19 protein-coding genes are annotated in these 23,958 nt (G+C 43.7%); 5 read left to right on the forward strand and 14 right to left on the reverse strand.

Annotated features, from left to right (window positions below; all coding sequences use genetic code 11):
- Window positions 1-9: 9 nt before the first annotated feature.
- From MWL85_RS02935 to MWL85_RS02955, 5 genes are all read left to right on the forward strand, one after another.
- Window positions 10-1,530 (forward strand): RagB/SusD family nutrient uptake outer membrane protein, encoded by a 1,521-nt coding sequence (locus tag MWL85_RS02935; protein ID WP_244401353.1) that lies wholly within the window; start codon window positions 10-12, stop codon window positions 1,528-1,530.
- Complete coding sequence (locus MWL85_RS02940; protein WP_244401354.1) at window positions 1,527-4,679, forward strand: glycoside hydrolase family 2 TIM barrel-domain containing protein; 3,153 nt, start codon at window positions 1,527-1,529, stop codon at window positions 4,677-4,679. Before MWL85_RS02935 ends, MWL85_RS02940 begins: the two co-directional genes overlap by 4 nt.
- Window positions 4,666-6,585 carry an MGH1-like glycoside hydrolase domain-containing protein gene (locus tag MWL85_RS02945; protein WP_244401355.1) on the forward strand — a complete coding sequence of 640 codons (1,920 nt, stop codon included), beginning with the start codon at window positions 4,666-4,668 and terminating at the stop codon, window positions 6,583-6,585. The genes MWL85_RS02940 and MWL85_RS02945 overlap by 14 nt, the downstream gene beginning before the upstream one ends.
- A 90-nt stretch (window positions 6,586-6,675) precedes the next feature.
- The gene (locus MWL85_RS02950; protein WP_262914459.1) at window positions 6,676-6,936 is read left to right on the forward strand and encodes a LysO family transporter; all 261 of its coding nucleotides are present in this window, start codon (window positions 6,676-6,678) and stop codon (window positions 6,934-6,936) included.
- Complete coding sequence (locus tag MWL85_RS02955) at window positions 6,926-7,528, forward strand: LysO family transporter (RefSeq protein ID WP_244401356.1); 603 nt, start codon at window positions 6,926-6,928, stop codon at window positions 7,526-7,528. The genes MWL85_RS02950 and MWL85_RS02955 overlap by 11 nt, the downstream gene beginning before the upstream one ends.
- Before the next feature lie 93 nt (window positions 7,529-7,621).
- Here the strand turns inward: MWL85_RS02955 and MWL85_RS02960 are convergent, their stop codons facing one another.
- The 14 genes from MWL85_RS02960 to MWL85_RS03025 form a co-directional block, all read right to left on the reverse strand.
- Complete coding sequence (locus MWL85_RS02960) at window positions 7,622-9,055, reverse strand: aspartate ammonia-lyase (protein WP_070706886.1); 1,434 nt, start codon at window positions 9,053-9,055, stop codon at window positions 7,622-7,624.
- 127 nt (window positions 9,056-9,182) lie between these two features.
- Window positions 9,183-10,433 carry a DUF1015 domain-containing protein gene (locus MWL85_RS02965; RefSeq protein ID WP_244401357.1) on the reverse strand — a complete coding sequence of 417 codons (1,251 nt, stop codon included), beginning with the start codon at window positions 10,431-10,433 and terminating at the stop codon, window positions 9,183-9,185.
- 92 nt (window positions 10,434-10,525) lie between these two features.
- A complete protein-coding gene (locus MWL85_RS02970) occupies window positions 10,526-11,449 on the reverse strand; it encodes an NAD(P)-dependent oxidoreductase (RefSeq protein ID WP_070706882.1) in 924 nt (307 codons plus the stop codon).
- 110 nt (window positions 11,450-11,559) lie between these two features.
- A complete protein-coding gene (serC, locus tag MWL85_RS02975) occupies window positions 11,560-12,624 on the reverse strand; it encodes a 3-phosphoserine/phosphohydroxythreonine transaminase (RefSeq protein ID WP_244401358.1) in 1,065 nt (354 codons plus the stop codon).
- Window positions 12,625-12,793: 169 nt separating this feature from the next.
- Window positions 12,794-13,327: a ribosome maturation factor RimM gene (locus tag MWL85_RS02980; RefSeq protein ID WP_244401359.1), complete on the reverse strand. Its 534-nt coding sequence runs from the start codon at window positions 13,325-13,327 to the stop codon at window positions 12,794-12,796.
- Window positions 13,328-13,342: 15 nt separating this feature from the next.
- Complete coding sequence (gene murA / locus MWL85_RS02985; protein ID WP_244401360.1) at window positions 13,343-14,650, reverse strand: UDP-N-acetylglucosamine 1-carboxyvinyltransferase; 1,308 nt, start codon at window positions 14,648-14,650, stop codon at window positions 13,343-13,345.
- Between the two features lie 29 nt (window positions 14,651-14,679).
- A complete protein-coding gene (locus MWL85_RS02990; protein ID WP_244401361.1) occupies window positions 14,680-15,318 on the reverse strand; it encodes a DUF4290 domain-containing protein in 639 nt (212 codons plus the stop codon).
- 5 nt (window positions 15,319-15,323) lie between these two features.
- Complete coding sequence (locus MWL85_RS02995; RefSeq protein ID WP_244401362.1) at window positions 15,324-16,664, reverse strand: glucose-6-phosphate isomerase; 1,341 nt, start codon at window positions 16,662-16,664, stop codon at window positions 15,324-15,326.
- 11 nt (window positions 16,665-16,675) lie between these two features.
- Window positions 16,676-17,680 (reverse strand): NAD(P)H-dependent glycerol-3-phosphate dehydrogenase, encoded by a 1,005-nt coding sequence (locus MWL85_RS03000; RefSeq protein WP_244401849.1) that lies wholly within the window; start codon window positions 17,678-17,680, stop codon window positions 16,676-16,678.
- On the reverse strand, window positions 17,673-19,217 hold the full coding sequence (gene lysS / locus MWL85_RS03005; protein WP_018028147.1) for a lysine--tRNA ligase: 1,545 nt from the start codon (window positions 19,215-19,217) through the stop codon (window positions 17,673-17,675). The genes MWL85_RS03000 and lysS overlap by 8 nt, the downstream gene beginning before the upstream one ends.
- A 142-nt stretch (window positions 19,218-19,359) precedes the next feature.
- Entirely contained in the window at window positions 19,360-20,106 is a 747-nt protein-coding gene (locus MWL85_RS03010) for a cell division protein FtsQ/DivIB (RefSeq protein ID WP_244401363.1), read from the reverse strand.
- Window positions 20,103-21,476 (reverse strand): UDP-N-acetylmuramate--L-alanine ligase, encoded by a 1,374-nt coding sequence (gene murC / locus MWL85_RS03015; RefSeq protein ID WP_244401364.1) that lies wholly within the window; start codon window positions 21,474-21,476, stop codon window positions 20,103-20,105. Before murC ends, MWL85_RS03010 begins: the two co-directional genes overlap by 4 nt.
- Window positions 21,477-21,478: 2 nt before the next feature.
- Entirely contained in the window at window positions 21,479-22,633 is a 1,155-nt protein-coding gene (gene murG, locus MWL85_RS03020) for an undecaprenyldiphospho-muramoylpentapeptide beta-N-acetylglucosaminyltransferase (protein WP_244401365.1), read from the reverse strand.
- Window positions 22,630-23,955: an FtsW/RodA/SpoVE family cell cycle protein gene (locus MWL85_RS03025; RefSeq protein WP_244401366.1), complete on the reverse strand. Its 1,326-nt coding sequence runs from the start codon at window positions 23,953-23,955 to the stop codon at window positions 22,630-22,632. The genes murG and MWL85_RS03025 overlap by 4 nt, the downstream gene beginning before the upstream one ends.
- Window positions 23,956-23,958 lie beyond the last annotated feature (3 nt).

Here is a 23,958-nt window from a genome sequence, read left to right on the forward strand (position 1 = left end):
TAACTTGTTATGGATAAAAAAATATTTACTTGCATATTATTGATGTGCACTTTGGTAGGACTTAGTAGCTGTGATGATTATCTCAGCTTACGACCTTCAGATAAACTTACATCGGATGCCTTTTGGAGGGATGCAAGAGATGCGGATGCTGGTATCTCTGCTGCATACTCACAGCTTGAATACTCAATCGATACTTGGGGATTTGCAGAAGTTAAGTGGCCAGTTGAGGCTTATAGAGAAGATCTGGTAATACTTGGAGCAGATGCTACAAACTATCCAAACTGGGTGGAACTTTCAACTTTTACTTACAGTAATGGTAATTCTCAATTGTTGGCCTATTGGGACAATAACTATACAGGTATTAGTTTTTGTAATCAAGTGCTAGAGAAGGTACCTACGATACCAGAGGGGAAAATCTCAGAAACGGAACGAAAGCTAAATTTGGCGGAAGCGCATTTTTTAAGAGCGTATTATCACTTGAAACTTCTATTGAACTTTGAGAAAATTATTATTAGAGATAAGTATATAGTGGATCAAAAAGACCTAGAAGAGAATGTCGCAACAAGAGAACAGGCATGGAGCTTTATTGTTAATGATCTGAAAGCTGCTACTTCTTTGCCATTAAGGTACGATGCTGAGAATATAGGAAGAGCTACATCTGGAGCTGCTTATTCTTACTTAGGTTTCAGTTATCTAACAATGGCATATGAACAAGCAGATAAAAAAGAAGAGTATCTATTAAAGGCCTTAGAAGCATTTGAAAATGTAAAAGGGTATGCATTAGAGAAGAGATTTCTGAGTATGTTTACAGGTGAAAATAAAAACTGTGTCGAAAGTGTTTTTGAACTACAGTTCTCTATGTCTACTGCTAGTGGTGCAAACTATAGAACTCAGTTTCATAAGTGGATTGCTGCTTTAGAGTTGGGAGGATGGGATGAGATATTACCGAGTGACCTTTTAGTGGAAACGTTTAAGAAGGAGGGTAAAATTTCTTCTACAGGTAATTATGATACTCGGATGTATGAGACCCTCTTTTTCAAGGATGATTATTACAATGATGGAACTGGAAAAGTATTTGGAAAAGACTATGATGATAGATTTAATATAGATAAACCAGTGTTTAGAAAGTTTTTACCACGTTCTGAAGAGGGGATGAACCAAAATTACTGTGCAATTAATATACCATTGATGAGATATGCTAATGTAATACTTATGAAAGCTGAAGTGCTAAATGAACTTGGACGTACTTCTGAGGCTATTTCACTTATTAATGAAGTGCGTAAGGTTCATGGTGATATGCCTAAGATGCAAGGTTCTACGACCTCTGAAGTTCGTTCTCAAATCGAGCACGAAAGAATGCTAGAGTTTCCACTAGAAAACTGGAGATGGTATGATCTGAGAAGGTGGGGAAAACTTGAAGAGGCAATGAAAGAAAATAATAGAAGAAACTTTTCTTATGAAAAGCATGCTTTTTACCCAATACCTCTTGTGGAGCTAAACTCTAATAAGTCTATAAAGAATAAAAAATGAAGAAAAGATTAAGATACATTTGTCGTACAATATTCTCATTTGCAGTAGTCGTGTCTACTTTGGGTTTATCTCATAAGACTAACGCAGGAGAGTATAATACCACCGCATGGAAAGATCCACAAGTCAATGCGATCAATCGATTACCTATATCGGCATATTTCTCCCCTTTTCAGAATGAGGTTTTTGCTAAAGCTCAATCAGAATTGCCTATAGAGGCTAGGTTCCTTCCTAATTACTCGAATGAACGAAGAGTCTCTCTGAACGGAGTATGGAAGTTTAAGCTGTACAAGAACCCTACAGAATGTGCTGATGATTCGTTTCTCAAGGAGAATATGTCTGGGTGGAGTAACATCCAAGTGCCTGGAAGTTGGGAGTTGCAAGGATTTGATGCTCCTATTTATACGGATGAGCGCTATCCTTTCCCCCCTAATCCACCACACCTTCCAGAGGATTATAATCCAGTAGGTATATATGCAACTTCATTTGATTGGAATGGGGATGCTAGCATGTCACACATACTTACATTTAATTCTGTGGAGTCGGCATTTTATGTTTGGCTAAATGGTGTATTTATAGGCTACAGTGAAGATAGTAGACTGCCTGCTAGTTTTGATGTTTCTAACGCTCTTAAAGATGGTTCGAATAAACTTGTCCTTAAAGTCTTTAGATATTCTGATGGCTCGTACTTGGAAGGGCAGGATTTTTGGAGATATAGTGGCATTGAAGGTGAGGTTTTTGTTACTTCGCGTCCAGCGTTTAGGGTGAATGACTTTAGATTAAATGCACTTTTGTCTGATAACTACAAAAGTGGAATTCTTGATCTTTCAGTAGACCTATCCCGTCAAAGAACTAATGGAGAGTCGATCACTATTACTGTTCTTGACGAATTTGGGCATCCAATTATCCCCAGAACTGAGTTGCAAAGCAATAGTTTTAAAACTAAGATTGAAGAGGTTATACCATGGTCTGCAGAGTCACCTTATTCTTATAGACTGTTTATAACGACTCATAATGAAGCTGGCGAAGAATTAGAGTCTTTCTGCCATTTCTTTGGTTTTAGAACTGTAGAAATGAGACAAGGATTGCTCCTCTTCAATGGGAAGCCTATTACGATTAAGGGTGTTAATAGACATGAGCATGATCCCATTATGGGTCGTACCATTACGGTTGGAAGTATGGTAGAGGACTTAAAGCTTATGAAGGCCTTTAATATCAATGCTGTAAGAAGTAGCCATTATCCTAACCGTGCTGAGTGGTACCAATTGTGTACACTTTTGGGCTTTTACATAGTAGATGAAGCAAATCTTGAAAGCCATGGCATGAAGTTCAATGAGAACGTTAAGACATTAGCTAATTTCCCTGAGTGGGAATTGGCATTTCGAGAAAGGATGCTTCGTATGGTAGCATATAATAGGAATCATACTCCTATTATTATCTGGTCAATGGGAAATGAATCTGGCTATGGACGTCATTTTGAGACCATGTATCATGAAATAAAGACAACGGATCCTACTAGACCAGTTCAGTATGAAGGAGGAGGATTTGATAGCGTTTCTGATATATTTGCTCCAATGTATGCGCGGATTTGGCAATTAAGACGACATGCAAATCAGATCCAAGACCGCCCATTGATACTTTGTGAATATGCTCATGCTATGGGTAATAGTGTCGGTAATTTGCAAGACTATTGGGACCTTATAAATAAGTACGATCAACTGCAAGGTGGATTTATTTGGGACTGGGTTGACCAAGTTTTTAAATCTAAAGATAAAAAAGGTAGGAATATTTGGGCATATGGAGGAGATCTAGGATATGTCGGGGTTCCCAATGATTCAAATTTTTGTGCTAATGGATTAGTCGCAGCCGATAGAAGTCTGAAACCTCATATTTGGGAGGTTAAGAAGGTTTATCAGAGCATACAATTTAATTCTATCCCATTTGAGCCAGAAATGTTTGTAGCATCTAATGGGTATGACTTTATATCACTAGATAAGTTTTACTATTCTTGGGATATCTTACGAGATGGAGAAGCTATTCATCATCAAGTAGGTGAATTTCCTAGTATATTACCAAAGGATAATTTCGTACTGCATATTCCATGGAAAAGTTTCGTGAATGAAGATAATCATGAATACTATCTTAGGTTATCTGCTCATCTAAAAGATTCTACAGCTATCTTACCAAAAGGGCATGTGGTTTCAATTAGTGAATGGATGATTCATTCAGCGTTACCCAATGAATTGGCTTTAGAAGGCAAATCCCAAAATATCAAAATGAATCGCACTAGTCAATCGGTAGTATTTACAAACTTTGACACAAACAAAAGCGTTACTTTTGATCTCAAAACAGGGTTTATCACAAGTTTGAATTTTGCAGGAAAGGAGTTCCTCAAGCAGGGATTTCGTCCGAATTTTTGGAGACCACTAACTGATAATGATGTAGCTAATAATACTTTAAATAGGTGTAAAACCTGGCAAAGAATTGAAGACCAATTATCTTTACAATCATTTACTACAGAAGAAGTGACCTCTGGATTTCTTGTGTCTGCTATATACTCTTTGCCAGAACAACACTCTTCATTTAAGATGTCCTATTTAATTGATAGTCAGATGAAGGTAGAGGTGACGGTGCACTTTGCTCCAGGGAAATTGACTTTGCCAGAAATGCCTCGATTTGGAGTTTATATGCAGCTTCCTAAGGAGTTCACTCAAATGACGTGGTATGGGCGTGGCCCACACGAAAGTTATGCAGATCGTAAGAGTTCAGCACTAGTTGGAAAATACAGCTCAGATGTTCGTACTGACTTCTATCGATACTTGAGACCTCAAGAGACAGGTAATAAGTGTGATGTGAGATGGGCAGAGTTGTCAGATGAGCAGTATACTATTCGTGTCGTAGCAATTGATCATCTATTAAATGTGAGTGCTTGGCCTTTTTCTCAAGACGAAATTGACTATATACCTTATGATATAGAAAGGAAGCACGGTAGAAGTATTGAGCTAGGTGATCTTGTTTGGTTAAATATTGACCATTCTCAAATGGGAGTGGGGGGTGATAATACCTGGGGAGCAAGAGTGCACCCTGAATATTCAATTATACCTCATGAAATGGAATATAAATTTGTAGTCGAATTGTATGAAAATAAATAAGTTGCTTATCTTGTGGGCGTCTATTCTTTATTGTTTTGCTAGCTGTAGCTTGCCAAGCAAAAGCAACCAAGAGGAGCTGTATTCAGGAGGAAGAGATAATAAGCTTTTTCAGTCTATCCTTAATATTCAGCAAACACCAAGATCATCAAAGGATCAGCTGTTGGGTTTCTTTAGTGATCAAGGCAGTTGGATGGGATTTACTCACTCGGAAGATTCATCTGATATATTCGGTTTCTGCGGACCATTTTCACTGCGCACCTATGAATGGGCAGCAGAGTCAATGTTGGAGCTGAGGTCATCTACAGGAGTAAAAGCTTCCAACATTAAAAGAGAGTATTATCCAGGAATTATTGCTATTACTGGCCAATTTGACGGTGGAATAGAGGTGAGTCAGGAACTGATTTTTGCTGATAGCGATATGGCCTTGATCCGCTTTCGAAGCTCAAAACCTTCTGCATTTAGGTTATGCATTACCCCTATGATTGGGTATGAAACGTCTTTGGAAAATGGCTTCCTTAAACTTAGCTCTCAAAGGGAAACATTTTTTTTGGTTTTACCTGAAAATATTGTTGATGTCTCTACACAAAAGGATCATATAGAGTTTGAAGTGCCTATAAAGTCAGAGCTTATAATATCACTCGTTCACGATCGAAATGGAAGAGATATTAATGAGGTGAAAAGTCTATTAAACGATGGCAATCATTTCTTTGACCTTAATAAGAGTAGATGGGATAAGTATTTGCAGTCTGTTCTGAAGAAAGAAATGCCAGAAGGGTTTGATAGAATAGCAGTTAAATCTATTGTCACACTTATATCTAACTGGGTATCACCTGAGGGAGATCTCCCTTATGATGGAATTATTCCAAGTCATGCTAAAGGCTACTTTGTGGGTTTATGGGCTTGGGATACTTGGAAAGCAATAGTGTCTACAGTCAAGTTTGCACCTGAATTATCTAAGGAGTTTTTACGTTCTATGCTTACTTTTCAAGATGATCTAGGGATGGTAGCAGACTGTGTTTATCCTGATTCTTTGGAAAACAATTGGCGTAATACTAAGGCACCCCTAGCTTCTTGGGCCACTGATGCGATTTATGAAGTGACAAAAGATACTGTTTTTCTAGCAGAGGTGTTTCCACAATTAGTTAAGTATCATAATTGGTGGTATAATTACCGTGATGTTAATAAAAATGGCATATGTGAATATGGGTCTACAGATGGCACTCGGGTTGCAGCTGCTTGGGAGAGTGGTATGGACAATGCTGTGCGTTTTGATAATGCAAATATGCTTTCAACGAAAGGTGGACAATCATCTCTTGACCAAGAAAGCGTTGACCTTAATGCGTTTCTCATTCAAGAGAGAGCACTTTTACAAAAGTTCTCATTGATATTAGGAACTAAATTTGAGGAGCAAGGAATGAGTGCACAAGAATTTGCTGACTACTTTTACGACCCTGTTGATGACTTTTTCTATGACAGAAGAATTACTAATGGAGAGTTTATTCGAGTCAAAGGTTGTGAAGCGTATGCACCTCTGTGGACTGAGCTTAACACTTCTCAGCAGTTGGATAGAATGCTGCCAATTCTCATGGATAGTACAAAGTTCGCAACTTTTGTGCCGTTTCCTACGTTAGTAGCTGATCATCCAAACTTTACATATGATGGCTATTGGAGAGGACCAATATGGGTTGATCAAGTTTATTTTGCCATTAGTGGACTGAGAAAAAACGGACAAAAAGAGCTGGCTAATTCTTTTACCAAGCAGCTTTTTTATCATTTAGATGGAGCAGTTGGTGATGGTCCATTATGTGAAAACTATGACCCTCTGACAGGAGAGCAGTTACAAGCTAGACATTTTACTTGGACTGCAGCCCATCTTTTGATGCTTTATGATGAGTATGAACTATAAAACATGATGTTGTGAATTTTCATAGGAGGTGCTTTTAGTCACCTCCTATGATCTATTTGAAAGGACTGTATGGTGAAAATTATCGTATTCATGCTTATGGGACTTTTTTGTGGCTGGCTTTTTAGAAGGCGTCGCTTAAAGTCGGTTGGATACTTGATCTCTTTACTTGTGTATTTGTTGTTGTTTACGTTGGGCCTAGAAATAGGGTCTAATGATGAGATCTTTTATAACCTACATGCATTAGGATTGAACGCAATAGTCATTACTTTGTTATCCGTTTTCTTTAGTGTCCTATTGGCATGGCTTCTTTATAATTGGAGCACAAAAAGTAAGGAAAAAAATGAAAGATAATATTTTTCTAGTTGTTATTTTTTTGTCTGGTGTAGTAGTTGGACGGATTGATATCTTTCAAAATGTTTTTGTAAGTTTCAGCTATGCTACTTGTCTTCTTTATGCTTTGATGTTTGTGGTTGGCATTTCTATTGGTAACGATGTTAAGACATTACGAAGTTTTAGAAAGTTGTCTTCTCGTGTGATACTTTTGCCTTTTCTAACTATTTTTGGTACTCTATTTGGTGGTTTAATTGCGTCACTAATAATCCGAGTAGATGCAATCTCTTCCATGGCGATTTCTGCAGGATTGGGATATTATTCTTTATCAAGTATTATCCTTTCTGAAAACGTAGGTGTAGCTATCGGTACTATAGCACTCTTATCAAATATATTTAGAGAGTTGATAGCCATTCTGTTAAGTCCCATACTAGCACGTTATTTTAGCCCTTTTGCGCCAATTGCAGCGGGAGGTGCAACAACGATGGATGTAACTCTTCCCTTTGTACTTCGAACGTCTGGTACTGAGTATTTGGTTCATTCAGTTTATCATGGATTTGTTTGTGACTTAAGCGTTCCTATTGTAGTGTCATTTCTTGCTTCATTATTATAGAATATTATTTGATTAGGTGGATATTAATGCGAATATGGGGTGGTGCATTAAGCACCACCCCATATTCCTTAATGTATTATGTGGGTGAGGGGATTAGTCCTCGAAGTTTTTGAGAGGCTTGATATCTAGACGTACTGGCTTGATTAGGTTTTCTGGCGCTAGTATTTGGTCTAGTTGCTCCTTGGAGAGGATGCCCTTTTCTAATACAATCTCTACGATGCCTTTGCCGGTGTTGATCGCTTCTTTGGCAATCTTAGTAGAGTTCTTGTAGCCGATGTATGGGTTAAGTGCCGTAACAACACCAATGCTACTATGTACTTGCTCTTCGGTGATGTTTTTATTGGCAGTGATGCCATCGATACAGAGTGTGCGAAGAGTATCGCAAGCCTCTACCAATAGGCGAGCACTCTCAAAGCAGCACTGTGCCATAATTGGCTCCATGGCATTGAGCTCCATCTGTGAAGCCTCGCCAGCCATGGTGACGCACATGTCGTTGCCAATGATCTTCATAGCAACTTGAGTCACTACCTCTGGGATCACTGGATTGACCTTACCAGGCATGATGCTGGATCCTGGCTGACGTGCAGGAAGATTGATCTCGCTAAGTCCTGCTCTTGGACCACTGGATAGGATACGAAGGTCGTTGGATATCTTGCTGAGCTTTACAGCGATTCGCTTGATGGCTCCAGAGAAGCCAATCATGTGTGAGGTATCGGAAGTGGCAGCAACCATATCCTTTGCCATCTTCACCTTCCACCCAGTGATCTCACTCAATGCTTCGGCACACGCCTCGCGATAGCCAGGCACTGAGCAGATACCTGTACCAATAGCAGTGGACCCCATGTTGTTTACCAATAGTTGGTCGCAAGCATGCTTAAGGTTGGGTAGCTCTTCCTCAAGAATGGAAGCAAACGCGTTGAAGGTCTGACCCAAGGTCATAGGCACTGCATCTTGTAGCTGAGTACGCCCCATCTTGATGATCTTCTTAAACTCTTTTCCTTTGGCTTTGAAGCTCTTGATCAGATCTTCAATGTGAGGGATCATCTCTACATAGGTGGTATAAAGACCTAGGTGGATGGCTGTTGGGTAAGCGTCATTCGTAGACTGTGATAGATTGGTGTGGTCGTTAGGGCTGAGGTGTTTGTAGTCGCCTCTCTCGTAGCCCATAATCTCTAGGGCACGGTTGGTGATGACCTCATTGGCATTCATATTGGTGGAAGTACCTGCACCTCCCTGAAACATATCTACCACAAAGTGCTCGTGATGCTTGCCAGCCAAGATTTCGTCACAAGCTTGCTCAATAGCTTTAGCTTGCTTATCGGTGAGTAGGCCCAGCTTATGATTGGCCATCGCTGCCCCTTTCTTGGTAAGAGCTAGTCCCTCAACGAAGTGTGGATAATCGTTGATTTTGAATGGCGAAAACTTAAAGTTGTCAATGGCACGTGCCGTTTGTACACCATATAGGTGGCTATTATCTAGCTCCACCTCGCCTAGTAAATCGCTCTCAACTCTCTTTTTTGATGACATAATAATATTGCGAAATAGTAATAAATATAGAAAGTGAGCACAGTCCCCGCGGTGGGGAGTGTGTCACTTTCTCTTTGTTTGGTATTTAGATATAATAAATTCCTGCTAATCGTAGCATAGCTGCTGCTTACTCCTCCTCTAATGAGTGGATAACTAGTCCGGAGCGCAGTTTTGGCTCGAACCAAGTGGTCTTTGGAGGCATGATATTACCAGTATCGGCAATATTGATAAGCTGATCCATAGTCACTGGATAGAGTGCTAGTGCAGCGATCATCTCTCCACTATCTACACGGCGCTTGAGTTCCTCCAGTCCACGGATACCGCCTACAAAGTCAACTCTGTTGCTGGTACGAAGATCCTGAATATCTAGAAGATCGCGAAGGATGTAATCACTTGAAATGGTTACGTCGAGGACACCAATTGGATCATTATCATCATAAGTGCCTTCCTTAGCGGTTAGTGAATACCAATGACCACCGAGGTAAAGTGAGAAGTTGTGTAGCTTATTAGGATGGTAGATATCAGTCCCCTTGTCCTCAACTACAAACTTATCCTCTAGCTTCTCTAGGAATTGAGCAGGAGTCATCCCATTCAGATCCTTTACCACACGATTGTAGTCTATGATGTGTAGGTGGCTAGCTGGGAAGCAAACAGCCATAAAGTAGTTGTACTCCTCATTGCCGGCGTGGTTGGGGTTTTGCTTGCGCTTTTCATCTCCAACAAGTGCGGCAGCTGCAGATCTGTGGTGTCCATCAGCGATGTACATGTAAGGGATCTCCTTGAAAGCCTTGGTGATGGTCTCAATGTCCTTATCGTCACTAATCACCCAGAAGGTGTGTCCAAATCCATCTATATCGGCAACAAAGTCGTACTCTGGAGTAGTTTTTTTGTACTTGTCAATGATGCCCTGTAGGGTGGTATTATCCTCAAATGCAAAGAATACAGGCTCTACGTTGGCGTTGTTAACACGCACGTGCTTCATACGATCTTCCTCTTTATCCTTACGAGTAAGTTCGTGCTTCTTGATCCTGCCTTGCATATAGTCATCTACGTAGGCACCAAGTACGATACCATACTGTGTCCTACCATCCATGGTCTGTGCATAGATGTAGTAGCATGGCTTTTCGTCTTTTACGAGCCACCCTTTCTCTTGGAATAGTGCAAATTGCTTTGCAGCCATCTCATACACATCCTCATCGTGCTCGTCCTTTTCCACAGGGAAGTTGATCTCAGGGCGGATTATGTGGTAAAGCGACATCTCATTACCCTCTGCCTCCTTGCGAGCTTCGTCGGAATTCAGTACATCATAAGGGCGAGAATTAACCTTTTCTACTAGGTTTTTTGGAGGGCGAATGCCTCTAAATGGTTTAACGATCATATCTTTCTTATTTGTATTGAGGAGTGAGGGGTAGGTAGATGGAGTGCGACTTTTTTAGCCATCACTCCATCTGCTTACCTTACTACTATGATTTACTTATTTACTCTGAACTTTTCGTTGCCAGTAAGAAGATAGCTAGCGATTTGAGAAGCAGCAGCCATACCAGCATTGATATTAGCCTCTGCGGTTTGTGCACCCATCTTCTTGGCAGTTGAGAAGTACTGCTTGCCAAACTTCTCTATGATCTCAGCCTCTGCATCTGGCTTCACGTCGGTGAGGTAGCTAAGGTCTGGACGCTCTGCTAGTACCTTCATGAGGTCAGCCTCATTGATAAGGTCTTTACGAGCAATATTTACTAGAATAGCCCCCTTTGGCATAGCGCTCATTAGCTCATAATTGATCATGCCCTTGGTATTAGCTGCAGATGGCATAGCAAGTACCATGATGTCGCAAACCTCAAACATTGCCTTGCGATTTACGAAGAACTCATAGCCATCCTTAAAGAAATAGTCTGCTGGGGTTGAACGGCTGTATGCATATACGTGCATACCGAAGCCCTTAGCGATACGAGCAGCATTTTCACCGATATTACCATAGCTCATCACACCTAGGCGCTTACCCATAAGCTCGCTACCGGACGCTCCAGTGAAGTTCTTACGCACATGATAGAGTAGCATGCCAAATACGAGCTCTGCTACAGCGTTGGCGTTTTGTCCAGGGGTGTTCATCACTACTACATTGTGCTTTGTAGCTGCATCACAGTCTACGTTGTCGTATCCTGCACCAGCACGCACTACGATCTTAAGGTTCTTAGCAGCCTCAATTACCTCTGCATCTACCTTGTCGCTACGTACGATCATAGCGTCAACGTCCTTTACTGCGTCTAGTAGTTGGCTTTTCTCTGTGTACTTCTCTAGCAGTACAAGCTCAAGACCGTTATTCTCAATGATGCCTCTAATCTTCTCTACAGCTACAGGTGCAAATGGTTTTTCAGTAGCGATTAATACTTTTGCCATAATTTCTATATTCGTTATTTAGTGTATTTGGTATTTTGATATAAACCGCGTCCACGGAGCAGTGGTCATGACCACTGCTCCATAGATGCGGCATTAATGATTGACTGTGATCAGATCTTCTTCTCAAACTCCTTCATCACATCTATCAGAGCCTTTACGCTCTCGATAGGAAGTGCGTTGTATGTAGAGGCACGGAAACCACCAACAGAGCGGTGACCCTTGATACCCATCATACCACGAGAAGTAGCTAGGTCTAAGAAGTCCTTCTCAAGCTCCTTGTACTCATCCTTCATCACAAAGCAGATGTTCATAAGTGAACGATCTTGCTCACGAGCAGTACCACGGAAGATCTTAGAGCTATCAATAGCATCATAAAGAAGAGCAGCCTTCTCCTCATTTCTCTTCTGCATTGCAGGGATACCACCTAGGCTCTTGTACCATTTAAGGGTTTGAAGAGCTACATAGATTGGGAATACTGGAGGAGTGTTGAACATGCTACCCTTGTCAATATGAGTCTGGTAGTTGAGCATAGTAGGAAGGTCGCGATCTACCTTACCAACAGCATCCTTCTTTACTACTGCGAAAGTAACACCTGCAGGGGCAAGGTTCTTCTGTGCACCACCATAGATAAGATCGTACTTAGATACGTCTATTGGACGGCTAAAGATATCAGAAGACATATCGCAGATAAGAGGTACACTAACCTCTGGATCCTTCTTGATCTCTGTACCATATATGGTGTTATTGGAAGTGTAGTGGAAGTAGTCTACATCACCTGGCACGGTGTACTCAGGGATATGAGTGTAGTTGTCGTCCTTAGAGCTTGCTACTACTACTACCTCACCTACGCGCTTAGCCTCCTTGATGGCCTTGCTTGACCATGTGCCTGTATCTAGATAGGCAGCCTTCTTATTAAGGAAGTTGAGTGCACTCATGTAGAATTGTAGGCTAGCACCACCTCCAACGAAAACAACCTCGTGTGTCTCAGGAACGTCTAGAAGCTCCTTGAAGAGGGCTACGGTCTCGTCCATTACGGCTACGAACTCCTTACCTCTGTGAGATACCTCTAGGATTGAAAGGCCAGTACCTGCAAAGTTTTCAACTGCCTTGCCAGCCTCTTTGATTACTCCCTCATTTAGGATTGAGGGACCAGCATAAAAATTGTGCTTTTTCATTGTCACAGTGTTTCTTAAAGTGTGAATAAACGATAATGATTTTATATTCGATGATAAAGGTACCCAATACCTTTCAAATAACCTTGAGAATGTGCCAAACCTTGCAAAATAACATCTTTTTGACCCCCTTCTCACTGTTTTTATTAAGAATGAAGTGGGTAAAGATGGGTTAAAGCTCAAGTAGCTCCATAGGGAAGTTGAGAGTTAGTTTTCTACTTTCCTCATCAAGTTCTATTAGCCACTCAGGGGTAAGTGGTATAGGTACTTGCTTATTGTTTTTTGCAAGCTCTACTAGGAGCAAGAGATTGGTTGTGGTACTATCTATTGCTACTATTTCTCCAATCACCTCTCCATTATCATGTAGTAGGGTGTAGCCAATGAGTTTTGAAATTTCAGGCGCTTCGCCCATTGGTAGTTCTTCCTTAAGGATCATAAGGTCACAGCCTACGAAGGGCTCCGCCTCGCATAGGTTATGAAGCTCTTGGAGCTTGATAATTAGTTGTTCGGCACTTCCTCTTATCTGCTCTACACGATAGGGGATAGGTATCTCATCAATCACAGGAAATAGAAACTCAGGCAGTATCTCCTCGTATGTTGGCGAAGAGAGTGCCACCAAAAGCTCCCCTTGGTATCCGTGCGTCCTACGTACCTTTCCGTAAAGGGTTAGATCATTACCTTCTATTGTAGGGTAGGGGTTGAGCATACTCCTTATATATATTTATACGCGGGTGATGGCTGCTCCTAATTGATTGAGTCGTTTATCAATAAATTGATAGCCCCTATCGATTTGGTCAATATTATTGATTCTACTAGTTCCATCGGCTGACATCGCTGCGATGAGTAGTGCAATCCCAGCACGGATATCTGGCGAAACCATTGTGCCGCCTCTGAGCTTAAACTTTCGGTCTAGCCCTATCACCGTAGCTCTGTGTGGGTCGCAAAGTATGATTTGAGCTCCCATATCAATCAGCTTATCTACAAAGAATAGTCGGCTTTCAAACATCTTTTGGTGGATCAAGACACTACCCCTTGCTTGTGTGGCAGTAACGAGTAACACACTCAAAAGGTCTGGCGTTAGCCCTGGCCAAGGAGCATCGGCAATGGTCATGATGGAGCCATCCATAAAGCTCTCTATCTCATAATGGTCGTGTGCTGGTACATAGAGGTCATTATCTCGCTCTTCAACGGTAATCCCCAATCGCCTGAAGGCATTGGGAATGATACCTAATTCGTGTACATCGGACTCCTTGATGGTAATCTCCGACCCTGTCATAGCTGCCATTCCGATAAAGCTACCCACCTCAATCATATCAGGCAAAAGCCTATGCTGTGTACCTCCTAAGCTCTCCACACCAGTGATGGTAAGTAGGTTGCTCCCGATACCTTCAATTTTTGCTCCCATCCGTACAAGCATCCGGCAAAGTTGCTGAATGTATGGTTCGCATGCAGCGTGATATATCGTGGTAGTACCTTCAGTGAGCACAGCTGCCATGATAATATTTGCTGTACCAGTTACAGAGGCTTCTTCCAGCAGCATATAGGTGCCCCGCATTGGCTTTTCTGCCTCTATTGTAAAGAGTTCTTTTGTGGCATCATACTTCATCTGAGCACCAAGGTCTATAAATCCTTGGAAGTGAGTATCTAGCCTTCGTCTTCCTATCTTATCGCCACCAGGTTTGCCTATCAATGCTTTCTTGAACCTAGCTAAAAGCGGTCCAATGAGAAGCACACTACCTCGAAGCTTTCCACTTGCCTCTAGGAAAGCCTTAGAGTAGGCAAAGTCTAGGTTGATATTATCGGCCTTGAAAGAATATGTGTCCGCTGTCAGTTTCTTTACCTGCACCCCCATATCCATTAGGAGCTGGATCAAGTTATTGACGTCCAAGATATCAGGGATATTGCAGATCTGCACCTCCTCTTTAGTGAGAAGCACTGCCGAAATAACTTGCAGGGCTTCATTCTTTGCTCCTTGTGGATGGATATTACCACGGAGTTGGTGACCACCCTCTACAACAAACGAACTCATAGTACTTTAATATTTAATAGATGATGTAATTACCTCCTCTTCCTACGGTTGTTTTTATTCCTTTTCATCGTGTAAGTTCGGTTCTCCTTTTGTGGAGCTTGAGACGCGAATTCCTTAGCATCGGGTAGCTGACAAGTTAGCTCATCCAAATATATTTTCCCCTCCGATAGCTCATAGAGATCTGAGAAAATCTTAGCATTGGCTACGCTGTCCTTATTCCACTGCATATAGCTACGTTTCATCTGCAAGGCAGTTTCCTTTGCCAATGCGTCACGCTCTTCTCCCTCTGGCAGTGCCAATACTGCTTGTATCATTCGCTCAATAATCCTACCATAGTGCCTATAGAGAGGTTTTTGTTGGTGGTCATTATCTAGCGCACATTTAATCTGCGAGCGATACTCCTCTTTTGAGGTCACCTGATAGGGGAAGTCAATATCCAGTTTGAAGTCCGACATAATGTATAGGTGATCCCACAACACTTGCATATGATCTTCCCGCTCCTTATCACGGGTTGAGACCATATCCATCGTAGCTATAATTGACTCTGCACAGCGCTGCCTCTCCGCTTCATCCTTCAAAGTCAAGCAGTAATCCACCATATTTTGGATATGCCTCCCATATTCAGGTAGGATCAGAGGCTTTGAAAGTGTATTGTAGCTTTTATCCATAGGTGTTACAGTTCATTGACGCGCCCTTGAATAGACTTAGAGGCTTCCTCATATCCAGGCTTATTCAGCAGTGCAAACATATTCTTTTTGTAGGCTTCTACACCTGGTTGATCAAATGGATTGACCCCAGTGAGGTATCCACTAATCGCTACCAGCTTCTCAAAGTAATAAAAGAGTTGCCCAATATTGTATGCATCTAGCCGTGGTAAGGTGATATTAACTAGTGGCACGCTTCCATCTAGGTGAGCCAACATAGTCCCTTTCTCAGCCTGTTTGTTGACAAAGCTAATCCGTTTACCGGCAATAAAATTAAGTCCATCAAGATTCTCCTGATCACTTGGTATCTCAAGGCGGTGCTCGCTCTCATCAATCGTCACAAAGGTCTCAAAGATAATCCGCTCCCCATCTTGGATCCACTGCCCCATAGAGTGTAGGTCGGTGGTGAAGTCCACAGCAGCTGGGAATATTCCTTTGTGGTCTTTTCCTTCACTCTCTCCGAATAATTGTTTCCACCACTCATTAATATAGTGCATCTTGGGGTGAAAGTTGACTAAAAGCTCAATTTTCTTGCCACTCTGATATAGGGCAATTCGTGTGGCAGCGTGTTGCTCTACAATAGTCGCCTCACTGCTATTAATATCTAGCTTTTGAGCCATATCTTTCGCTCCATTAACCAAGGCCTTAATATCAAAGCCTGCGGTAGCTATAGGTAATAGACCTACTGGGGTCAGTACGCTAAAGCGCCCACCCACATTGTCAGGTATAACATAGCTCTTGTATCCTTTCTTATCGGCAAGTGTGCGGAGGGCTCCCTTTGAATGGTCGGTAATGGCTACGATATGTTGGCGAGCAAAGTCTTCTCCCTCCTGCTCCTCTAGCAGTTGCTTAAGAAGACGGAAGGCAATAGCTGGCTCAGTTGTAGTACCACTCTTTGAGATGTTGATCAGCCCAAACTTATGCCCCTTCACTAGGTCCAGAAGCTCTGAAAGATAATCCTCAGAGATGTGGTGACCTGCAAATAGCAAGTGGGCACCCGTGGCTGGTTTTAGATGGGCAAACGAGTCCGAAAGAGCCTCAACCACCGCTTTGATACCTAGGTAGGAACCACCAATGCCGATTGAGATAACGTACTCACAATCTTCCCGTAGCCTATCAGCAGTCTTTTGGATATCTGCTATCATCTCATCAGAGATCTCAAATGGAAGCTCTCTCCAGCCTAGGAAGTCATTTCCCTTGCCCTCTTCGGAGTGTAGGAGTTGGTGACTCTCTTTAGCTTTTGGCAAGAGTGCTTCATAAAGGCTCTTCACCTTATTATCCCCAAGAGCATTATTTATATTTACTTTCATCTTATCTTTATTTACTTAAGTTTTAAGCTCAGTTTTTCAAAGGTTTCCCGTGCATTCTCCTTCTTGTAGAGGAGGTCATAGACAGCTTGTGCTATAGGCAGCTCAATTCGGTGCTTTTTCAGGAGTACATGGATGCACTTAGCCCCATAATATCCCTCTGGTGTCAGCTCCATTTCATCTTGTGCCTGCATCACCGAGTACCCTTTTCCTATCAGAGTGCCGAGAGTGCGGTTGCGGCTGTAGCGAGAGTAGCCTGTTACCAATAGGTCACCAAGGTATACAGAGTCATTTATATTTCGCTCCGCATCAGTCACTTCCGAAAGGAAGTAGTCCATCTCCTTTATCGCGTTGGAGAGCAGTACCGCTTGGAAGTTATCTCCCATGCGAAGGCTTTGGCATACCCCAGCAGCTATAGCGTAGATGTTCTTTAGTACACTCCCCAGCTCTATTCCACGTACGTCCGTACTGACATTACAAAACGTGTAATCAGAATTAAATATCTGACTCATCTGCTCTGCCCTCTTCCCATTACTACAAGCCAATGTGAGGTAGCTCAATCGCTCAAGTGCCACCTCCTCTGCGTGAGTTGGACCACTGATCACTGCTATTTGCTCCTCTGGTATCTGTAGTTGGTCGCTCAAGTAGTCCGAAATCACCACATAGTTGTCAGGTATAATACCCTTAACTGCGTTGAGAATGGTTTTTTTCTGAAGCGAGCCAGGCTTTGCTTTATCAAGTGTTCCCTTGATGTAAGGGGATGGGGTCACTAATATAAGAGTGTCCGACTTAGCTACGATCTTAGGAATATCCGTAAAGAAATCAATCCTATCTGTATCAAAAATCTGACTAGTAAGGTAGGTGGGGTTGTGCTGCGAGTGCTTAAACTGCCGCACCGTCTCTCCGAAGCGGAAGTACCAATTGATACGCTCCTCATGCTCCAAGACAATCTTGGCAAGAGCAGTGCCCCAGCTACCGCTACCGATGATCCCTATTTTACCCGGTTGCCAGCTACTCATCGTCTTTTTCTGTTGTTTCACTCTTCGCCTTTACCTCGGGTTTCATTTGAGGGAATAGAAGCACCTCTTGTATGCTTTCTTGTCCTGTCAATAGCATCACAAAGCGATCCATTCCGATTCCCATACCGCTCGTTGGTGGCATACCATACTCCAGAGCTCTGACAAAGTCTTGGTCAATCAGCATCGCCTCATCATCTCCTTTCTCCGAAAGCTCCATCTGATGTTGGAAACGCTCCAATTGGTCAATAGGGTCGTTCAACTCCGAATAGGCATTGAGAAGCTCCTTACCATTGACCATCAATTCGAAGCGCTCCGTGATTTCGGGCTCAGTGCGATGCATCTTGGTAAGTGGCGACATCTCCACAGGATAGTCGGTAATATAGGTGGGTTGAATGTAATTTCCCTCACACTTCTCACCAAATAGCTCATCAATCAGCTTTCCCTTGCCCATGGTTTTATCCACAGCTATTCCCTGAGCCTTACATGCTTCACGCAGCTCCTCCTCGCTCTTCCCCTTGATGTCAAAGCCAGTGTACTTCAGGATGGCATCACGCATCGTTACACGAGGGTAGGGCGCCTTAAAGTCAATCTCGCGGTCACCCACCTTAGTCTTAGTCGTCCCATTCACCTGAATAGCGATGTACTCTAGCATCTGCTCCGTCATCTCCATCATCCAGTTGTAGTCGGTGTAGGGTACATAGACCTCCATCGCTGTAAATTCTGGATTGTGGGTACGGTCCATTCCCTCATTGCGGAAGTTTTTGCTAAACTCATACACCCCATTGAATCCACCCACAATCAGTCGCTTTAGGTAAAGCTCATTAGCAATACGCAGGTAAAGTGGTATATCCAGAGCATTGTGGTGAGTGACAAAAGGACGAGCTGCAGCACCACCTGGGATACTTTGTAGGATAGGAGTCTCTACCTCCAGATAGCCACGTGCATCTAGGAATTCACGCATCGCCTTGAACGTCTTACTGCGCTTGATAAATACCTCCTTCACTTGAGGGTTCACCACAAGGTCCACATATCTCATGCGGTACCTCTGCTCAGGGTCACCAAACGCATCGTAAGTGACGCCATCCTTCACTTTCACCACAGGAAGAGGGCGTAAGCTCTTGGATAGGAGCTTCAGCTCCTGTACGTGGATAGATACCTCACCCATCTTGGTACGGAATACATATCCCTTAATGCCAATGAAGTCACCGATATCTAGGAGCTTCTTAAATACCGTATTATAGAGCTCTTTATCCTCACCAGGTGCAATATCGTCGCGAGTTACGTAGAGCTGGATACGCCCCGTGGAGTCTTGTAGCTCACAGAATGAAGCTTTACCCATGATACGACGCATCATAATACGTCCTGCCATACTCACCTCTCTCCGAGGGGCTTCATCATCAAATGACGCCAATACCTCATCGGCATATGCAGTCACTTTGAATTCCTCTGCTGGATAGGGGTTAATTCCCATTTCTCTCAACTTCTCCAGACTCTGACGTCTTAATACCTCCTGCTCACTTAGCTCTCTAGTACTCATCTATATATAGAATATTATAATGTCTAATATGTTCCCCTCAATAGGTTGCCCTATCGGGTGATACAACTCTTTGCACAAACTTACCCAAAATTATTGAGTGGTGTTAATGATTAAAGCTTTTTCGTCTCTTTTTGGAGGTCGGTTATGGGCGACGCTTACACACAATCTGCCCAGAATAAGAGAGTTTGACCAGTTGATAGCGATTTGCTCCCACTTGTGGCACAATCTTATTGTAAAAGGTATGTATCTTCTCCAGGTCCTCCTCCAGATTAGTCGTTCCCAACACCTCAAATATATAGTCACCAACTCGTGGATAGAAGTGCAGGCGATTGCCCTCCTTCAGTTCAATCACACTGAAAAAAGAGGCCCAATCCTCGTGTGTCTGCATAAACTGGCTGAGAGGTAAAAGCGTCTGCTTGAGCGTGATAGAGTCGACCTGGTGAGCTCTTACAATGGGAAGGTATACCGAGACGCCAACCTTCGTACGCATTGGGTTCCCCTCATCATCGAGGTAAAAGGAGCCTTGGTCAGAGAAAAAGCGCAAGACTGGTTTGCGACTCTCTACCTGTACCGTCATCTGATGCGCAGTGGGCGAAATATAAGCATTAACCTTCTTGGCATAGGGTATTTCTTGGCGTACTCGGCCTTCTATCCCTGCCAAATCCACAGAGACCGTCGTGGTGTCGGTAATATCGATGGGAAGTATGCGCGACACATCATCCTTATCTAAAAAACCTGCCTCACTCCCATGGATCACTATGCGAGTACGATTGGGCTGCACAATGTAGCGAGACTGCCCTCGGAAGGCAAAGTAAGAGTAGCCCATAACCCCTAATAGGGTGAGTGCTATCAGCCAAATGAATAGGGTTGAGGCTTTCTTTCTCGTCATATCACTACACTCTTGAGATAGTCACGTACCTCGGGGAGCAGATACTCAATATCTCCTGCCCCCATCATTACTAGCACATCAAAGTGGTGCTTGCGTAGCTCAGGGATCAACCCCTCCTTCGTCACAGAGGCCTTTAGTGGAGAGGTAACCAACTTTGCCAATGCATCTGATGTCACCCCCGGGATAGGTTCTTCACGGGCCGGGTAGATTGGAATTAATATCACATTATCCACCACCGAAAGTGCTTCGGCAAACTCCTTCATGAAGTCGGCAGTACGACTAAAGAGGTGGGGCTGAAAAACCACTGCGATCTCTTTGTCTGGGTAAAGCTTCCGAATAGAGGTGAGCGATGCCTTGATTTCATCGGGGTGATGGGCATAATCATCAATCATCACCGGGTGTTGGGGCTCATTGAGCCATCGTTCAAAGCGGCGACGGCTTCCCAAGAAATTCTTCAATCCCTCCCTCAATTCCTCCTCAGTCGCTCCTAGGTGCTGAGCTAGTGCCAGTGCCGCCGTAGCATTCAGTACATTGATCTCCACTGGTGTGCCGATTTGGAGCTGTTGGTAACACCCTCTAGGGTAGTGCCAGTCAAAAAAAAGCTCCGCATCGCGGTAGGTCACATTACTATACCAATAGTCCGATTGTGAGGAGCTCCCATAGCGAAATAGCGTCACCCCCTCAGGGCATCTATCTAAATGTGCCTTCTCATTGAGGAGCAATACTCCTCCTGCAATCATCTTTTCGGCAAAGATCTGAAAAGCCTCTCGGTATGCCTCAGGTGTTCCATAAATATCGAGGTGGTCTGGCTCTGTAGAGGTGATAATCGCGTGCGTTGGGGTTAGTTGATGAAACGAGCGATCATACTCATCCGCTTCGATAACCACATAAGGGCTATTGGGGTTTAAGTAAAGATTGCTTCCACTATTTTGGGAAACTCCACCGAGAAATGCGTTGGCACCAATGTGCGACTGCTCAAGGAGATGAGCCAAAAGTGTACTAGTAGTAGTCTTACCATGCGTGCCCGCCACACAGAGTGCTTTTTGCCTTCGGGTGATCTGCCCCAGCACTACCGCACGCTTCACCTGCTCGTAGCCGTGCTGTGCGTAGTATTGGCGGATATGATTATCCTCGTGTATTGCAGGCGTGTAGACTACCTGCACCTCCTTAGGTGCTTGGTATTTGGTGGGAATCAGCTCCGGACGATCTTCATAGATAATCTCTGCTCCTGCCTCCTCCAAAGCCGTGGAAACCTTTGAGCGAATCCTATCATATCCTCCCACATGGGCCCCTTCGGCAAGGAAATAGCGGGCAATGGCACTCATGCCGATGCCCCCAATACCGATGAAAAAATAACTCTTCCCTTTCATATCTACTTCTTTGTGGCTTTCATCGCTTCCCACTTCTCCACAATTTTCACCACCTCATCCACGATCGTCTCATCCGCCTTTGGACAGGCTAGCTTCAGGGCATTGGTGCCCAGCACCTCCAGCTGTTTCTCAGCCCCAAGTAGCTCCAGAGCTTTCGGCACCAAAGCCTCTCGTGCGTCGGCATCCGCCACCATCACCGCAGCGTTATCCGCTACCAGAGCTTGAGCATTTTTAGTTTGGTGATCCTCCGCCACATTAGGGCTAGGTACCAAGATCGAAGGCTTCCCCAGCATACATAGCTCCGAGATAGAGCTAGCTCCCGCCCTAGAGATCACCAGATCGGCCACCGAGTAGGCATAGTCCATACGGTTGATAAAGTCAGTGAGTACAATGTTTTTATCTTCCAACCCTTGGCTTTTGAGATGCTCTTGCCCCTCTTTTATGTAGCCCTTTCCGCACTGCCATAGGAGTTGCATGGTCTCCCGCTCGCTCGCAAAAAGCTTCACAGCAGCTGCCATACTCTCATTGATTGTCCGTGCTCCAAGGCTTCCCCCAATCACTAAGAGCGTTCTTTTTTTAGGGTCCAGCTTGAAGTGCTGATACGCCTCTATAGCGTGTGGTTGTATATCAGCCAATTGCTTACGGATTGGATTTCCCGTAAGTATGAGGTTTTTTCCCTTCGGAAAAAAGCGAGCCATATCCTTGTATGCCACACAAATTGTCTCCGCCTTTTTGCCGACTAATTTATTTGTTTTGCCTGCAAATGAATTTTGCTCCTGCACCAAAGTCGGTATCTTTAGCCCATTTGCCTCCAAAAGGGTAGGGGCACTGGCATACCCTCCCACACCGATCACGATTTGTGGCCGGATCCTTTTTAGCTCTTTACGGATTTGTTGTCGGCTCTTAAGTAGTTTCCAAAGGGTGATGAATAGCTTAATGGGATTCTTGCCTCGGCTCAATCCCTCTACCGGTAGCAAGATGATATCATACCCTGCTGCAGGTACCTTTTCCTCCTCCATACGTCCCTTGGCGCCCACAAAGGTCACCTCACACTCTGGGTATCGACGTTTTATCTCATTGGCAATAGAGATGGCGGGGAATATATGCCCCCCTGTGCCACCACCGCTGATGATTACATTGGTTAGTTTTGTACTCATGGCTCCACATTTTCTATTGGTTCACTCTCTATTGGAGGCATCTCTGGGATAGCCTCTGTAGCAACAATTTGGTTGAGACCCCCTGCTTTGGCAATCCGCTCCTCCTCCTTCCGTTTATTATCGTGGCTTACCGCCAAAAGGATGCCGAAGTAAATCCCCGTCACTAGATAGCTAGAGCCACCTCGACTGATAAATGGGAGGTTTTGCCCAGTGATCGGGAATAGATTGACACAGATGAGCATATGCAGGAAGGCTTGTAGTGTGATAATCAACCCTATCCCCTGTACCAAGAGGGTTTGGTAGACACTATTGGTACGCCTTCCGATCCCTCCGATAATAAAGAATAGAGCCAAGTAGGTCAGTACCACCAAGATAGCTGCGGCAATTCCCCCTTCCTCCACCAAGATGCTAAATACAAAGTCCGAATATGGCTCGGGAAGGAGGTTACGCATCTCACTTTTACCAAAGCCTACACCCAGCAGGTGGCTATTGGCAATCGCTCTTTGTGATGAAACAATCTGCAGATCCTTTCCATCAATATCGCTGTAGGTATCCGAATTGATAGGTGCTCCCACTTGCGTTATGAATCGCTCAATTCGAGCATAGCCTGTGCCCAAGCGAGTTACTCCGCCCTCTCGAATACTTGGCACCAAAACTAGTAGCATAATCACCAATGCCAAAGCCCCTAAGCCCCCCAAAAGCAATCGCCTCATCATCTTCCGATTGGCACCTCCCATGTAAGAGATACAAAAGACCACCGAGGCGAGGATCAGAGCTGTCGATATATTCTCTAGGAAGATAGGCAGACAAAATAAACCGGTGGTGATGAATATCACCCAGAAGTTACGTGCCGAAGCGTGTCGCCCATCTTTGAACCTCAGTTGCGTTGCCACAAAGTTGATCAAGGCGAGCCTCGCTAGCTCTGAAGGCTGAAAGGAGATACCAGCGAGTGAGATTTGTCGCTTTGCATCATTGAGATCCTGACCCCTAAAAAGCACGTAGAGGAGTAGGATAAAACTGAAAAATAAAAAGAGCCTCGCATACTTCCTAAAGAAACGTAGTGGAATATGTGATACCGCCACACAGAGCCCAATGGCTAATCCCATTGAAAGTATGTGCTTTCCAAACATATTAAAGAAGCCACCTCCACTCGCCCAAGAGCCAAACGCCTTGGTGCTGGTCGAAGAAAAGACAATCCATAGGCTAATCGACATCAGTACCAGCATTATAGCCCATATTGCTTTGCTACCGATGAAGAGCCTATTGGGGTGCCACCACGCCTGCGTCGGGGCTTCCCTCACTATAGAGCTTTCGTCACTCATATC

The sequence above is a fragment of the Porphyromonas somerae genome, assembly GCF_022845615.1.
Lineage (GTDB): Bacteria > Bacteroidota > Bacteroidia > Bacteroidales > Porphyromonadaceae > Porphyromonas_A > Porphyromonas_A somerae.